The sequence below is a fragment of the Sulfurivermis sp. genome (assembly GCF_059410345.1).
This window is the reverse complement of record NZ_JBLJDO010000002.1, coordinates 58,962-75,114: the sequence shown is the minus strand read 5'-3', so window position 1 is coordinate 75,114 and position 16,153 is coordinate 58,962. Positions and strand designations below refer to the sequence as shown.

Here is a 16,153-nt window from a genome sequence, read left to right as displayed (position 1 = left end):
GGCCCCTGCCCTGCATTAAAACCGGGCGCCGCGCTCCACCTTGGTGCAGACCCCGCCGCGGCGCCGGGCCTGATCCCCACACCATGAACCGCTAACTCCTTATACCTGCGACAGTTAAACCCGATTTCGCGCCACTGGCACAGCGGTTGCAAAATACCTGACAAGCACCGGCAACGAGGCCGGTCTCACCCGAACGCACAGATGACCCAATGGCGGGCCGCGGCGGGTGACGGCACTACAGCTGATTCGGACAAAGGCGTCCATGCGTGTGGATTTCGATCTGCACGGATGGACGCCTTTTTTGTTTTCAACTTTCTGCAACGAGGAGACAGGCAATGACGCAGGACAGACACCCGCTCACCGGCACACGCCGCGGCTTCATCAAACACACCGCCCTGACCCTGGCCGCCGCCCTGCTGCTGGGTGGCACGGCACAAGCGGCCAAGCTGGAGAAGGAGGACCTCAAGTTCGGCTTCATCAAGCTCACCGACATGGTGCCGCTGGCCATCGCCAAGGAGAAGGGTTTCTTCGAGGACGAGGGCCTGTTCGTGGAACTGGAGGCGCAGGCCAACTGGAAGGTGCTGCTCGATCGCGTCATCACCGGCGAACTGGACGGCGCCCACATGCTCACCGGCCAGCCACTCGGCGCCACCATCGGCTACGGCACCGAGGCACACATCGTCACCGCCTTCGTCATGGACCTGAACGGCAACGCCTGCACCGTGGCCAATGACGTGTGGACGCAGATGAAGCCGGCCCTGAAGATGGACGGCGGCAAGCCGGCCCATCCCAACTCGGCCGCCGCGCTCAAGCCGGCGGTGGAGAAATTCAAGCGCGACGGCAAGCCGTTCAAGATGGGCATGGTATTCCCGGTCTCCACCCACAACTACGAGCTGCGCTACTGGCTCGCCGCCGGCGGCCTGCACCCCGGCTACTACGCGCCGCACAAGGGCGATACCTCGGGCAATCTCAACGCCGACGTGCTGATCTCGGTGACGCCGCCGCCGCAGATGCCCGCCACCCTGGAGGCCGGCACCATCAACGGCTACTGCGTGGGCGAGCCGTGGAACCAGCAGGCGGTATTCCGCGGCATCGGCATCCCGGTGGTCACCGACTACGACATCCGCAAGAACATGTCGGAGAAGGTGTTCGGCGTGTCCAACACCTGGGCGGAGAAAAATCCCAACACCCACAAGGCGGTGGTGAAGGCACTGATCCGCGCCGGCAAGTGGCTGGATGACGAGAACAACAAAAACCGCAAGGAGGCCGCGCAGATCATTTCACGTCCGCACTACGTCGGCGCCGACTACGCGGTGATCGCCAACTCCATGACCGGCGTGTTCGAGTTCGAAAAGGGCGACGTGCGCCCGGCACCGGACTTCAACGTGTTCTTCCGCTACCACGCCACTTATCCCTACTACTCCGACGCCGTGTGGTACCTGACACAGATGCGCCGCTGGGGCCAGATCAGCGAGGAGAAGCCGGACAGCTGGTATCACGACATGGCGAAGAAGGTGTTCCGTCCCGACGTCTACGCCGCGGCCGCGAAGGAACTGATCGCCGAAGGCAAGATGAAGGCGACGGACTTCCCCGACCTCGACAAGGAAAGCGGCTACCGCGCCCCGTCCAATGCCTTCATCGACGGCATCAGCTACGACGGCCGCCAGCCCAACGCCTATCTGCAGCAGTTCAAGATTGGCCTGAAGGGCAAGGAAAAACTCTAAGGCACACGCCGGCCGGGCACGCCCCGGCCGGCCAGGAGGACCGAACCATGACCATCGCACTGTTCAATCCGCGCACCACCTTCCGCAGCCCGGCGCTGGATCGCCTGCAGGCCTGCCTGCAAAGCTCACAGTTTCCGCGCCGCGTCGTCGGCCTGGTGCGCCATCTGCTGATCCCACTCGTCGCCATCGCCATCTTCCTCGGCGTGTGGGCTGCGGCCGCCAAGAACATCCAGACCTCGCTGGGCGAACTGCCCGGCCCAGGCGCCGTGTGGCAGCAGGCGGTGTCGCTGTACGGCGAGCACCAGGCCGAGCGGGCGAAGGCCGATGAATTCTATGCCCGCCAGGCGGAACGCAATGCAAAAAGGCTGGCGGAAGACCCCCATGCCGAGGTGCGCGTGCGCCCCTACACCGGCAAGCCCACCTTCATCGACCAGATCGGCACCAGCCTGCTCACGGTGGCCACCGGCTTCATCATCGCCTCGCTCATCGCCATACCCGTCGGCATCGTCTGCGGCATGAGCGCCACGCTGTACACCGCCCTCAATCCGCTGATCCAGATCTTCAAGCCGGTGTCGCCGCTGGCCTGGCTGCCGCTGGTGACCATGGTGGTGAGCGCGCTGTATGTCAGCGACGACCCGCTGTTCGCCAAGTCCTTCCTCACCTCGGCCATCACCGTCACCCTGTGCTGCCTGTGGCCCACCATCATCAACACCACCGTCGGCGTGTCGTCGGTGAGCAAGGACCTGCTCAACGTCAGCCGCGTGCTGCGCCTGGGCTGGTTCACCAAGACGATGAAGATCGTGCTGCCCTCCGCCATCCCGCTGATGTTCACCGGCATGCGCCTCTCCCTCGGCATCGGCTGGATGGTGCTGATCGCCGCCGAGATGCTGGCGCAGAACCCCGGCCTCGGCAAATTCGTCTGGGACGAATTCCAGAACGGCAGTTCCCATTCGCTGGCCCGCATCATGGTGGCGGTGTTTGCCATCGGCCTGGTCGGCTTTGTCCTCGACCGCGGCATGCTGCTGTTGCAGCGCCGCGTGAGCTGGGACCGCAACGCAGTGCTGCGTTGACTACGGCAATAAACCCGTCGCAGAGCCGCAGAGACATGGAGGAAAACCAGATGAATGCCACTACCACCAGCGACGCGCTACAGGAGAACCAATGCTTTTGCCTAATAAAACTCTGCGCCTCTGCGTCTCCGCGACAGATGGTTTCAAAGGAGATAACAGCATGACCTATCTGAACATCGATCACGTCGGCATCACCTTCGACACCGACCACGGCCCACTCAACGTACTGAACGGTGTCTCGCTCAAGGTGGACAAGGGCGAGTTCGTCTCCCTCATCGGCCACTCCGGCTGCGGCAAATCGACGGTGCTCAACATCGTCGCCGGCCTGCTCAAGGCCAGCAGCGGCGGCGTGCTGCTGGAGAACCGCGAGGTGGACGAACCGGGGCCGGATCGCGCGGTGGTGTTCCAGAACCATTCGCTGCTGCCCTGGCTCAGCGTGTACGACAACGTGCGCCTTGCGGTGGACACCGTATTCAAGCACAGCAAGAGCAAGCAGGAGCGCCACGACTGGACCCTGCACAACCTGGAACTGGTGCACATGTCCCACGCCCTGCAACGCCGGCCGGACGAAATCTCCGGCGGCATGAAGCAGCGCGTCGGCATCGCCCGTGCCCTGGCCATGGAGCCCAAGGTGCTGCTGATGGACGAGCCCTTCGGCGCGCTGGACTCCCTCACCCGCACCCACATGCAGGACTCGCTGATGGAGATCCAGGCGCGTCTCAACAACACGGTGATCATGATCACCCATGACGTGGACGAGGCTGTGCTGCTGTCTGATCGCATCATGATGATGACCAACGGACCGAGCGCTACCGTGGGCGAGATCCTGCACATCGATCTGCCGCGGCCGCGCAACCGTCTGCGCCTCGCCGACGACCCGAAATACAACCACTATCGCGCCGCCGTGCTCAAGTTCCTGCACGAGCGCCATGCCCAGCCCGACGTCCCGGCGCAGACCCGCAGCAAGCCGGCACTGAAGCTGGCCGCCGGTTGAGGAGCCCATCATGTTCAACGCACAGGCACTGGAAAAGACCGCCCTCACCCTGGGCTTCATCCCGCTCACCGACTGCGCGCCATTGGTGATCGCCAAGGAACATGGCCTGTTTGCCAAATACGGTCTCGACGTGACCCTGTCCAAGGAGACCTCCTGGGCCAACATCCGCGACAAGGTGGCACTAGGCATCCTCGACGGCGCGCAGATGCTGGCGCCGATGCCGCTGGCCATGAGCCTGGGGCTGGGACCCATCCACAAGCCGATGGTCACCGCGCTCACCCTCGACCTCAACGGCAACGCCATCACCGTGTCCAATGCGCTGTACGAACGCATGCTGCGCGCCGATGCCGCGGCCATGGCCGAGCGTCCACTGAGCGCACGGGCGCTGAAGTGCGTAATCGAAGCCGAGCGCCAGGCCGGGCGCTCTCCGCTCACCTTCGCCATGGTGTTTCCGGAGTCCACCCACAACTACGAACTGCGCTACTGGATGGCCGCCGCCGGCATCGACCCGGATCATGACGTGCGCCTGGTGGTGGTGCCGCCGCCGCAGATGGTGGGACGGCTGGAACAGGGCGACATCGACGGCTACTGCGTGGGCGAACCGTGGAATGCGCAGGCGGTGCAGGCCGGCATCGGCCGCACCCTGATCACCAAATACGAAATCTGGAACAACAGTCCGGAGAAGGTGCTCGGCGTGACGCAGGAATGGGCTGAGCAGTATCCCCACACCCACCAGGCCCTGCTGCTGGCCCTGCTGGAGGCCTGCCGCTGGCTGGACGAGCCGGACCATCGCCTCGCGGCCGCGACACTCATCGCGCGCAGCGTATACGTCAATGCGCCGGAGCATGTGGTGCGCATGTCCATGACCGGAACCTTCCAGTATGCCGCCGATGAAATGCCGCGCGCCCTGCCCGACTTCAACGTCTTCCACCGCTACGCCGCCAACTTTCCCTGGCGCTCGCATGCGGTGTGGTTCATGACGCAGATGCTGCGCTGGGGCCAGCTCGATCGCGCCATCGACCTGCAGGCTGCCGCCGCCGAGGTCTATCGTCCCGACCTCTACCGCCAGGCCGCGCTACAACTGGGCCTGCCCTGCCCCGCCATCGATGCCAAGACCGAAGGCCGGCACGCAGCCGTGTGGAAGCTGTATGAAGGCGATACCAGCCTGCCCATGGGCGCCGATCGCTTCCTCGATGGCCGCCTGTTCGACCCCTCGCAGGTGCTCAACTACCTGCGCGGCTTCGAGATCCAGCACATGAAGGTGGACGCGGCGCAGCTCGCAGTCCTCAACCCGAACACCACGCGTCTGCAACCCTCGGCATGACGCACAACACGTTTGCCGCAGACATGAACTGAAGTAGGAGATCACCCCCATGAAAGAAAAACTGGTAGTCATCGGCAACGGCATGGCCGGCATGCGCACGGTGGAGGAACTGCTCAAGCTGGCGCCCGAGCAATACGAGATCACGGTGTTCGGCGCCGAGCCGCACGGTAATTACAACCGCATCCTGCTGTCACCGGTGCTGTCCGGCGATGCGCAGTTCGACGATATCCTGCTCAATCGTCCCGAGTGGTACACCGAACACGGCATCACCCTGCATGCCGGCCGCAAGGTGACCAAGATCGATCGTGTGCGCCGCCAGGTCGTCGCAGCCGATGGGCTGACGGTGCCCTACGATAGGCTGCTCATCGCCACCGGCTCCAGGCCGTTCATCCTGCCAGTGCCGGGACATGATCTGTCCGGCGTGATCGGCTTCCGCGACATCGCCGACGTGGAGGTGATGCTGGATGCGGCGCAGCGCTATCGCCACGCCGTGGTGATCGGCGGCGGCCTGCTCGGCCTGGAGGCGGCGGTGGGCCTGGTCAAGCGCGGTATGGTGGTGCGCGTGGTGCACCTCGCCGACACCCTGATGGAACGGCAACTGGATTCCGCTGCCGGACAGATGCTGCAAAAGGAACTGGAATCGCGCGGCGTCGAATTCCTCATGGGCGCCAAGACAAAGGAGCTCATTGGCAGGCAGCGTGTGCAGGGCGTCGTGTTCGACGACGGCCGCGAGGTGAGCGCCGACCTGGTGGTGATGGCCGCCGGCATCCGTCCGGACTTCGCACTCGCCAAAGATGCGGGCATCCACTGCGAGCGCGGTATCGTGGTCAACGACACCCTGCAGACCTTTGACCCGCGCATCTACGCCGTGGGCGAATGCGCGCAGCATCGCGGCCAGACCTACGGCCTGGTGGCGCCCCTGTTCGAGCAGGCCAAGGTGTGCGCCAACCATCTCGCCAAGTTCGGCATCGGCCGCTACGTCGGTTCGGTCACCTCCACCAAGCTGAAGGTGAGCGGCGTCGACGTGTTCTCCGCCGGCGACTTCCTCGGCGGCCCGGAGAGCGAGCAGATCGTCTACCGTGACCCGGGCGCCGGCATCTACAAGAAGGTGGTGTTGAAGGACAACCGCATCCAGGGCGCCGTGCTGTACGGCAACACCCTGGACGGCGCCTGGTACTTCCAGCTGATGCGCGAGGGCGTCGACGTGTCCGCCTTCCGCGACTCGCTGATGTTCGGCCAGGCCCACCTGGGCGATGCCGGCCACGGCCAGCACTCGCCGGTGGCAATGATGGCCGACAGCGCCGAGGTGTGCGGCTGCAACGGCGTCACCAAGGGCACCATCGTCAACCTGATCCGCAGCAAGGGCCTGTTCACCCTGGACGAGGTGCGCGCCCACACCAAGGCCTCCGCCTCCTGCGGCGGCTGCACCGGCCTGGTGGAACAGATCCTCGCCTCGGTGGTGGGCTCCGATGCGGCGCCGGCGGATCAGCAGAAGCCCATGTGTCCCTGCACCGAACACTCCCACGATGCGGTACGCGAGGCGATCCGCGCGCAGCATCTCACCCGTATCGACCAGACCCTGCGCGCCTTGGACTGGCGCACGCCCGACGGCTGCCCCACTTGCCGCCCGGCGCTCAACTACTACCTGATCAGCACCTGGCCTGTCGAGGCCAGGGACGACGACCGCTCGCGCTTCGTCAACGAGCGCCTGCACGCCAACATCCAGAAGGACCGCAGCTACACCGTGGTGCCGCGCATCTGGGGCGGTGTCACCACCCCGGCAGAATTGCGCGCCATCGCCGATGCGGCGGAGAAGTACGCGGTACCGATGGTGAAGATCACCGGCGGCCAGCGCATCGACCTGGTGGGTGTGCAGAAGGAGCAGTTGCCGGCCATGTGGGCCGACCTGAATGCGGCCGGCCTGGTATCGGGCCATGCCTACGGCAAGGCGCTACGCACGGTGAAGACCTGCATCGGCAGCCAGTTCTGCCGCTTCGGCACCCAGGACTCGGTGCAGATGGGTATGGAACTGGAGAAATTCTCCTGGGGCTCGTGGACGCCGCACAAGTTCAAGATGGCGGTATCCGGCTGCCCGCGTAACTGCGCCGAGGCCACCATCAAGGACTTCGGCGTGGTGGCCGTGGACTCCGGCTGGGAACTGCACATCGGCGGCAACGGCGGCGTCAAGGTGCGCGTCACCGACCTGCTGTGCCGGGTGAAGACGGCAGAAGAAGTGCTGGAGTACTGTGGCGCCTTCATGCAGCTCTACCGCGAGCAGGCGCGCTACCTGGAGCGCACCGCGCCCTGGATCGAGCGCGTCGGCCTCGACTACGTGAAGAAGCAGATGGTGGAGGACGCGGCCAATCGAGCCGCCCTGTACCGGCGCTTCGTCGCATCGCAGCGCATCGCGCAGAACGATCCGTGGGCCGAACGCGCCAGTGCAGAGCGACGCGCCGAGTTCACGCCACTGAACGCGACCGGCGCAACCACTGCAGGTCGGGTCAGCGCAGCGTAACCCGACCTACAAACCTACAAACACTCGTAGGGTGGATAAGCGCATCCACCCTACGTCTTGGCGAGATTAATCCGCTTTTGAGGAGCAACCAAAATGGCAAACTGGATCACCATCGGCACGTTGAATGACATCCCGCGCCAGGGCGCGCGGGTGGTGCAAACGGACGCGGGCGAGATCGCGGTGTTCCGCGCCGCGAGCGATGCGGTATTCGCCCTCGCCAACCGCTGCCCGCACAAGGGCGGCCCGCTGGCCGAGGGCATCGTGTTCGACCACCATGTCGCCTGCCCGCTGCACAACTGGAAGATCAGCCTGGAAAGCGGCGAGGCGGTGGCGCCCGATAAGGGCTGCGCGCGACGCTACGCGGTGCGCGTGGACGACGGGATAGTGCAGGTTCAGTTATAAAACCGTCGCAGAGGCGCAGAGACGCGGAGAAGCAATTTGTTTGAAGACATCGATTCGATGCGGTGCGGAACCGCCAACAGCTCGCCTGTTGCTTCCGATACGAATATCTCTGCGTCTCCGCGTCTCCGCGGCAAAGTGTTTAGGGTGTTCCCATGATCAAGACCACCTGCCCCTATTGCGGTACCGGCTGCGGCCTCATCGTCGAGGCCGGTGACGACACCGTCCTGTCCATCAAGGGCGACCCGGAACATCCGGCCAATTACGGCCGCCTGTGCTCCAAGGGCGCGGCGCTGGGCGAGACGCTGGACATGGACGGCCGCCTGCTGCACCCGGAGGTCAACGGCAAACAGGTGGATTGGGGACAGGCACTCGATGCTGTCGCCGACGGCCTGCGCCGCACCGTCGATCAATACGGCCCCGACGCGGTGGCCTTTTACGTCTCCGGTCAGTTGCTCACCGAGGACTACTACGCCGCCAACAAGCTGATGAAGGGCTACATCGGCAGCGCCAACATCGACACCAATTCGCGCCTGTGCATGGCCTCCTCTGTCGCAGGGCACAGGCGCGCCTTCGGCAGCGACAGCGTGCCGTGCAGCTACGAGGATCTGGAGCGCGCCAAGCTGATCGTGCTGGTGGGTTCCAACGCCGCCTGGTGCCACCCAGTGCTGTACCAGCGCATCCAACAGGCGCGGCGCGACAACCCGGACCTGTTGCTGGTGGTGATCGATCCGCGCCGCACCGCCAGTTGCGACGGCGCCGACCTGCACCTGCGGCTGACGCCGGGTTCCGATGCCGTGCTGTTCAATGGCCTGCTGGCCTGGCTGCACGCGCAGGGCGAGGAGAACACCCTGTTTACCGCGCATCACACCCAGGGCATGGAGGCCGCGCTGCTCGCGGCGCAGCAGAGCAGTCCTGACGTTGAATCTGTGGCGAGACGATGCGGCATCGATGCCGCATCGGTGCGCGAGTTCTACCGCCTGTTCGCCCGTACCGAGCGCGTGGTCACCGTCTACTCGCAGGGCATCAACCAGTCGTCCAGCGGTACCGACAAGGTGAACGCCATCATCAACTGCCATCTCTACACCGGCCGCATCGGCCGGCCCGGCATGGGGCCGTTCTCCTTCACCGGCCAACCCAACGCCATGGGCGGACGCGAGGTGGGCGGGCTGGCCAACCAGCTCGCCGCGCACATGGGCATCGAGGACGCACGGGCGCGTATGCTGGTACAGGGTTTTTGGCACTCGCCGCACATCGCCGAGCGCACCGGACTCAAGGCCGTCGATCTGTTCCATGCCGTCGCAGAAGGCAAGGTAAAGGTCATCTGGATCATGGGCACCAACCCGGTGGTGAGCCTGCCCGAGGCGGATCGCGTCAAGGCCGCGCTGGAACAGTGCCCGCTGGTGATCGTCTCCGACTGCATGGCCGACACCGATACCACGCGCCTGGCCCACATCAAATTGCCGGCACTGGCCTGGGGCGAGAAGGACGGCACCGTCACCAACTCCGAACGGCGCATCTCACGCCAGCGCGCCTTCCTGCCGGCGCCGGGCACGGCGAAACCCGACTGGTGGATCATCAGCCAGGTGGCACAGCGCCTCGGTTACAGCGAGGCCTTTGCCTGGGAGAGTCCCGCCGCCATCTTCCGCGAGCACGCGGCCCTATCCGGTTACCAGAACAACGGCACGCGTGCCTTCGACATCGGTGCCCTGAGCAACATCGATGATGACACCTATGCCATGCTCCGACCCGTGCAATGGCCCGTGACCGCCGCCGCGCCGCAGGGCACCAAGCGCCTGTTCGGCGATGGGCGCTTCCATACCAGTGACGGCCGCGCCCGCTTCATCGCCGTCACACCGCAGCCACCGCGCGCAGCACCCGATGCACTGCATCCGCTACGCCTCAACACCGGACGTCTGCGCGACCAGTGGCACACCATGACGCGCACCGGAAAGTCGCCGCGCCTGTCCAGCCACGACCCGGAGCCGTATGTGGCGCTGCACCCGCACGACGCGGCAAATCTCGCGGTCGCCGACGGCGCCCTGGTGCAGGTCAGCAGTCCGCTGGGCAGCGCGGTCATGCGCGCAACGGTAAGCGACATGCAACGTCCGGGGGATGCATTCGTCCCCATGCACTGGAACGACGGCTACACCGCCCGGGGTCGCATCAACGCCCTGATCAGCGCCCACACCGATCCGCATTCCGGCCAACCCGAGTCCAAGCACGGCATCGCCGCCATCGCACCGCTGCCCACCGCCTGGCACGGCCTGTTGCTGAGCCGGCGCCGCCTGCAACCGGGCGGCGCCTACTGGAGCTGCAATCGCATCGCCGGCGCCTGGCGCTATCGACTGGCCGGTACCGCGATGCCCGAAGCCTGGCCGGCCCAGGCGCGTGCACTGCTCTGCGCCCCGCAGCAGGATGTGGGCTGGATCGAATATCAAGACCAGGCCGGTGGCCGCTACCGCGCCGCGCGTCTGGTAAACGGACGCCTGGAGAGCTGCCTGTTCATCACACCGACAGCGGAGCTGCCCGACAGCACCTGGCTGGAAACCCTGTTCGCCAGCGAGACGCTGGACAGTCAACAGCGCCACAGTCTGCTCACCGGACGCGCGCCCCAGGGCAGCGACAACGGCGGCGCCATGATCTGCGCCTGCCACGGCGTGCGCGCCGGCGCCATTCGGGACGCCATCGCCGCCGGCGCGGCCACTATCGAGGCCATCGGTGCGGTCTCCAAGGCCGGCACCGGCTGCGGCTCCTGTGTGGCGGAGATCCGGGGACTGTTGCGCCCATAGCCTCCCCGCTGGTGCCGCTCCATGACCGTAGGGAGGCCGGGAGGGGGCGATGCCGGTTATCATGTGCGCCATGTCTGCCACGCCGCCCCTGGTCTCCGTCCTGCTGCCGTTCTACAACGCCGCGTCTACGCTGGATGAAACCCTGCATTCCATCCGGCAACAGACGTTCACCGCCTACGAAGTGGTCGCCGTGGATGACGGCAGCAGCGATGCCTCGGCGGAGATCGTGCGCCGCCATGCCCGGGACGACCAGCGCCTCCGCCTGCTGCAACCGGGCCGCCAGGGTGTGGTGGGGGCCATGAACAGCGCCCTGGCGGCGGCGCGCGCCGCCATCGTCGCGCGCATGGACGCCGATGACCTGATGGCGCCCCGGCGCCTGGAACGCCAATATCAGCTCCTGTGCGAACAACCGCAGCTTGCCGCCGTCGGCAGCCAGGTCAGCTTGTTTCCCGAAGAAGATATCCAGGGCGGCTTTCACGAATACATCCGCTGGCAGAACGCCTGCCTAAGCGCCCACGACATCGCCGACGAAATCTACGTCGAGCTGCCCATCGCCAATCCCTCGTTGATGTTCCGCCGCCATATCGTGCTGGCCCTGGGCGGCTATCGTGACGGCCCCTTTCCCGAAGACTACGACATGCTGCTGCGTCTGCATCAGGCCGGCCACGCCATGGCCAAAGTGGCCGAGGTATTGCTGCATTGGCGCGAAAGCAGCGGCCGCCTCACGCGCACCGATCCGCGCTACAGCCGCGAGGCCTTCGCGCGCCTGCGCAGCGAATTCCTGGCGCGCGACCCGCGCCTGCACAGCGGGCGGCCGCTGGTGATCTGCGGCGCGGGACGGCGCACGCGCCAGCGCGCGCAGCTCTTGCTGGATCATGGATTCAAACCCATCGCCTGGATCGATATCGACCCGCGCAAGATCGGCAATGCCGTGCATGGCGTACCGGTGCATCCACCCGCCTGGCTCGATCGCGCAGACAAGCCTTTCGTACTCAGCTACGTCACCAACCACGGCGCGCGCGACATCATCGCCGCGCAGTTGCAGGGAATGGGATATCAACGGGGGCGGGATTATCTGATGGTGGGGTAATCCCCAAAGGCGCCAGTTTCACCCACGCAGGGGTTTCCTACGACACATCCTCGCCTTGCCAGGTATAGCCCTGTTCGCGGAACAGGCGCAGGCAGATGTCGACCACCTGTGGGTCATAACGCACGCCGCGATGTTGTTCGATTTCATCCAGGGCATTTTGTAACGGCAAGGACGCACGATAGGGCCGGTGCGAGGCCATGGCCTCCACCACGTCGGCCACGGCGAGGATACGCGCCTCCAGGCAAATAGCATTGCCGCGCAGGCCGTTGGGATAGCCGCTGCCGTCGATGCGCTCGTGATGCTGCACGATCATCTCGGCCACCGGCCAGGGGAAATCGATATCCTTCACGATGTCGTAGCCCACCTGGGGATGGGTCTTGATCAGGTCGAATTCCACCGGGGACAGACGGCCGGGACGATTGAGGATTTCCGCCGGGATGTAGATCTTGCCGATATCGTGGATCAGCGCGCCCATCTGCAAGCCGGTGAGCGTGCCTTCATCCAGATTCATCTCCCGACCGATGGCAACGGCCAGAGCGGCCACACGCTGCATATGACCCGCAGTGTAGGGATCGCGCTTTTCCACCGTCAGGGCGATAACGCTCACCGTTTTAATCAGAATCGCCGCCAGCTCGGCCTGGGCGCGGTCGCGCTCGCCAGTGGTACGGCGCATGCTGATGCCATAGGCCAGGTCATCGGACAGCTCCTGCAACAGCTCCACTTCCGCCGGCGCCATCGGCTCGCTCTGTCCGGAGCAGACAAACATCACGCCAAGCACCGCCGTACCACTCACCAGTGGCAGCGCAATGACACTGGCCTCCTCGCCCAGGCCGTGGCACAACGGACAGCTCTCCTCCGCACGGAGGGTATCGCGCCTCAGCTCACCGCGCTCCAGCGCATCGCACACCAGCTGCGTAATGGCATCGTGCCGACCGCAATGAATCTGCGTCTCCATCACCGTCTGTTCGCCGGCCCATGCCATGGTATGCAACTGACCGGAGGAATCCCGATTACCTATCCAGGCGGACTTGTAGCCCGCCTCCCGCACCAGAACGTCGCAGATTTCCTGTTCGAACTCTGCCTCACCGGCGGTATAGACCAGGGCGCGGTTGCTCAGATTCAGGGTGCGCAGCACCCGATTGAGACGGGTCAGTGTCTGCTGGTGCAACCGCAGCGAAATAATCTGACCCAGTTGATCGGCGACCGCCTCGATCAGTTCGCGCTCTTCGCGGAAAAACGGCCCCTCGTCTTCCGCCGGCAATTCCCGAGTATAGAAAACCTCCACGCTACCCACTTCGAGATCGCCCGCTATGATCAGCGCTGCCTGAGACGATGGCCCGGTGACAAAGGCCGGTGACAGGTATTCCTGGCCCTGATAGACGATGCGCGCGGTCGTAAGCTCCGGGTATTGCCACGCCGCCGGGAGCAATTCCACCGCCCGTTGCAGCAGTGCCGGTAGCGGTGTCTCCGTCTCTTCCGCCAGCTGCGCCACCCGGTACAGGCAGCGGCTCTCCTTCAGGCGTTCCTGCAACTGATAGGCCAGCACCTTGACCCGCTCTTCGGCTTCACGCCGCGCGGTAACATCCTCATTGGTGCCGACCACGCGTTGCGGTCTGCCCGCCGTGTCGCGTACCACGTGCGCCCGGCTTTGCACCCAAATCCAGTGCCCGGCCTTGTGCCGCATGCGCAGCTCCACCTGAAGATGGCTGCCCGCACCGGACAACACCGTCTGCAACTCGGTCAGCACCGCCGGCAGGTCATCCGGATGCACCAGCCTTTGCCACTCATCAGAACCGTCACCGATTTCCTCGTCGGCATAGCCCAGCAGGGCCTTCCAACGCGGCGAGTAATACGCCGTGCCGTTTTCCACGTTCCAGTCCCACAGGCCGTCACTGCTGCCTTGCAGGGCGAGAGCCAATTGCTCTTCACTGGACCTGAGCGCGGCCTCCATCTGGCGCCGCTCGGTCGTGTCGTGAAATATGCCGAGCATGCAGGGACGTCCATCCAACGTGACCGGACTCGCGTTAACGTCCGCATACAGCACCGTTCCGTCACGCCGGAGCAGCGGTATATCGCGCGCCAGGGTGAACTCACCGCGCGCCTGACGGGAGAACTTATCATGCACTAAATCGAGCTGATCTTTCGGATGGATGTCATCCACACCGAGCCAATACAGCTCGGCCTCGCTGTAACCCAGCAGTTCAGCCATCGCCTGATTGGCAAGGACAAACCTTCGTCCGGCGAGATCGGCGACCAGAATGCCGTCGCGGGCCGTATCGAACACGCTTTGCAGACGCAACTGCGATTCGCGCAGCGCCTGCTCCAGCTTGTGGCGTTCGGTGATATCCATGCCGGACGACAGCGTTCCGGCAACCCTGCCATCAGCGTCATGCAGCACCGTATTGTGCCAGGCGATGAGCCGCTGTTCGCCGTTACGGCGCACGATCCAGTTCTCCACATACTCCTGCGGCCGGCCGGCCAAGTGATCGGCGAACATCTTTTGCACATGGGGCTGGTGGCTCTGCGGTATGAATCGCTCCAGCCAATTCTGGCCGAGCAATTCTTCCTCGCTATAACCGAGAATGTCGCAACCCTTGCGGTTGATGAGGGTGATGTGTCCAGATGCATCCAGCGCCAGCATCATCACACCGGCCACATCCAGATAACGCTGCGCCCGGCCTTGCTCTTCCGCCAGGCGCTGTTCCGCGATGCGCTGTTCGGTGACATCACGCAGGATATGAATGGAATAGCGGTAGTGGCCGGCATCGTCACGAATGGCGAAGAAGCGCGAAGCGTAGACATGACCGTTGGTCGCCCGCACCTCCTCCTCAACCTGACGCTCTTGCTCCCGCGCCATGACGCAGGCGATCGACGGTCCGTCACTGCGCGGGAACACCTCCCAATACGGTCGCCCGATGATCTGCGCGTACTCTATTCCGGCGCACTCGGCATAGGCCCGATTGGCCCGCATCACCTTGCCGGTATCGTCATGCAGGAAGATCGGATCAGACACCGCATCAAAGGCATCCATCCATTCACGGTGGGCGTGTTCGATGAGTTCCCGGCTGGCAGCCAGCTCACGATAGGACTGCTCCAGCCGGCGGGCGCGCAGCGCATTGATATAGAGGTGGTAACTCACCAGCAGCGTGAACAGCAGGCCCAGCGCCAGCCCGAGCCACGCCAGCAGCAGTTGATAGCGGGTGAAGAATCCGTCTTCCGCCGTGAACACCACCTGCCAGGTCCTTCCCGGCAGATGCAGCGTCCCATCCCAGCGCAAGGGGGCATCATTCTTGGCGGCCAGCAGTGACTGAAACAACGGCTGTCCATCCGCCGCATCGAACAGGGCGAAGGCGATGTGTTCGGTACCGGCAAAGCGCTGCACCGATGCCATCAGTTCGGCGATGCGAAACACGCCGGCCGCATAGCCGCGCAGCAATTGCCGCCGGGCAGTGATATCGGGCGGCACATCCATGTGCTGGTATACCGGGCGGAAGATCAGAAAACCCTGCCGCTCATTCTGCGGCTGCAACAGGGTCAGCATGGCGGTCGCCACCATCTGCCCGCTGTCGCGTGCCTGCGCCATCGCCGCCTTGCGCAGCGGATGGGAGGCGAGGTCCACACCGAGGGCGCCGCGGTTGGCCACCAGCGGCTCGACGAAATGGACGGGAAAGTACTCGTCGCGGGGGGACAGGGTTTGCAGATGGCCGGCCGGACTGAACTGCTGCATTACATAGTCAACCAGTCCCTCGGCGCGTACCTGCGCCTCGTAGGCAGGCCGCTCGGCGGCGGAGATACGCGGCAACCACACCAAGGCCTGGATTTCGCCGTGGCGATCCAGCTGTGCTGCGACGAAACGATAGAACTCCCGCCGCTCCACCTGTTCCGAGGCGTCATACAGCGCGCCCACGCTGTCCACCAGCTCGACGGCAATATCCAGCTGGCGCTGCATGCTCTCCAGCAGACCGGACGCATGGAGCTCGAAATCGTATCGCGCCTCGCGCATCTCGTAGCTGCGCAACAGGCCGAACAGGGCCACTGACAGCAGCAGCCCCGACAGCAAGGCAACCAATGCAGAACGAGGTACCACGTGTTCACCCTTGAACATCAAGATTTGATTTTCTTCCCTGGCGGATTTCGTTTCCTGTCCACAGTGTAGCCCCATAGGGAGAATCTGTAGGCAGGACCTCCATTCATAAGCAGCCTTGATAAGCCAGTTGCTTATGTCGTCCTTGTTCCCGCCTCCCG

Annotated in this window: 9 protein-coding genes; 8 read left to right on the top strand and 1 reads right to left on the bottom strand. The window is 64.7% G+C overall.

Features of this window, described 5'->3' with window-relative positions:
- Window positions 1–335 precede the first annotated feature (335 nt).
- From ACMV8A_RS02060 to ACMV8A_RS02025, 8 genes are all read left to right on the top strand, one after another.
- Entirely contained in the window at window positions 336–1,724 is a 1,389-nt protein-coding gene (locus ACMV8A_RS02060; protein ID WP_495324070.1) for a CmpA/NrtA family ABC transporter substrate-binding protein, read from the top strand.
- Between the two features lie 47 nt (window positions 1,725–1,771).
- On the top strand, window positions 1,772–2,794 hold the full coding sequence (locus tag ACMV8A_RS02055; protein ID WP_495324069.1) for an ABC transporter permease: 1,023 nt from the start codon (window positions 1,772–1,774) through the stop codon (window positions 2,792–2,794).
- A 160-nt stretch (window positions 2,795–2,954) separates the two neighbouring features.
- Complete coding sequence (locus ACMV8A_RS02050; protein WP_495324068.1) at window positions 2,955–3,788, top strand: ABC transporter ATP-binding protein; 834 nt, start codon at window positions 2,955–2,957, stop codon at window positions 3,786–3,788.
- A 10-nt stretch (window positions 3,789–3,798) separates the two neighbouring features.
- Window positions 3,799–5,112 carry a CmpA/NrtA family ABC transporter substrate-binding protein gene (locus tag ACMV8A_RS02045; protein WP_495324067.1) on the top strand — a complete coding sequence of 438 codons (1,314 nt, stop codon included), beginning with the start codon at window positions 3,799–3,801 and terminating at the stop codon, window positions 5,110–5,112.
- Window positions 5,113–5,161: 49 nt separating this feature from the next.
- Window positions 5,162–7,627: a nitrite reductase large subunit NirB gene (gene nirB, locus ACMV8A_RS02040; protein WP_495324066.1), complete on the top strand. Its 2,466-nt coding sequence runs from the start codon at window positions 5,162–5,164 to the stop codon at window positions 7,625–7,627.
- A gap of 93 nt (window positions 7,628–7,720) precedes the next feature.
- Window positions 7,721–8,029: a nitrite reductase small subunit NirD gene (gene nirD / locus ACMV8A_RS02035; RefSeq protein WP_495324065.1), complete on the top strand. Its 309-nt coding sequence runs from the start codon at window positions 7,721–7,723 to the stop codon at window positions 8,027–8,029.
- 152 nt (window positions 8,030–8,181) lie between these two features.
- On the top strand, window positions 8,182–10,818 hold the full coding sequence (locus ACMV8A_RS02030; protein WP_495324064.1) for a molybdopterin-dependent oxidoreductase: 2,637 nt from the start codon (window positions 8,182–8,184) through the stop codon (window positions 10,816–10,818).
- A 49-nt stretch (window positions 10,819–10,867) separates the two neighbouring features.
- On the top strand, window positions 10,868–11,908 hold the full coding sequence (locus ACMV8A_RS02025) for a glycosyltransferase (RefSeq protein ID WP_495324063.1): 1,041 nt from the start codon (window positions 10,868–10,870) through the stop codon (window positions 11,906–11,908).
- Between the two features lie 37 nt (window positions 11,909–11,945).
- On the opposite strand, the gene ACMV8A_RS02020 is transcribed toward ACMV8A_RS02025, so the two are convergent.
- Complete coding sequence (locus tag ACMV8A_RS02020; protein ID WP_495324062.1) at window positions 11,946–15,995, bottom strand: PAS domain S-box protein; 4,050 nt, start codon at window positions 15,993–15,995, stop codon at window positions 11,946–11,948.
- Window positions 15,996–16,153: the final 158 nt, after the last annotated feature.

Bases quoted from the DNA above. Each gene is read 5' to 3' on its own strand.
- ACMV8A_RS02060 (WP_495324070.1), top strand. From the start codon at position 336: ATGACGCAGGACAGACACCCGCTCACCGGCACACGCCGCGGCTTCATC.
- ACMV8A_RS02055 (WP_495324069.1), top strand. From the start codon at position 1,772: ATGACCATCGCACTGTTCAATCCGCGCACCACCTTCCGCAGCCCGGCG.
- ACMV8A_RS02050 (WP_495324068.1), top strand. From the start codon at position 2,955: ATGACCTATCTGAACATCGATCACGTCGGCATCACCTTCGACACCGAC.
- ACMV8A_RS02045 (WP_495324067.1), top strand. From the start codon at position 3,799: ATGTTCAACGCACAGGCACTGGAAAAGACCGCCCTCACCCTGGGCTTC.
- nirB (WP_495324066.1), top strand. From the start codon at position 5,162: ATGAAAGAAAAACTGGTAGTCATCGGCAACGGCATGGCCGGCATGCGC.
- nirD (WP_495324065.1), top strand. From the start codon at position 7,721: ATGGCAAACTGGATCACCATCGGCACGTTGAATGACATCCCGCGCCAG.
- ACMV8A_RS02030 (WP_495324064.1), top strand. From the start codon at position 8,182: ATGATCAAGACCACCTGCCCCTATTGCGGTACCGGCTGCGGCCTCATC.
- ACMV8A_RS02025 (WP_495324063.1), top strand. From the start codon at position 10,868: ATGCCGGTTATCATGTGCGCCATGTCTGCCACGCCGCCCCTGGTCTCC.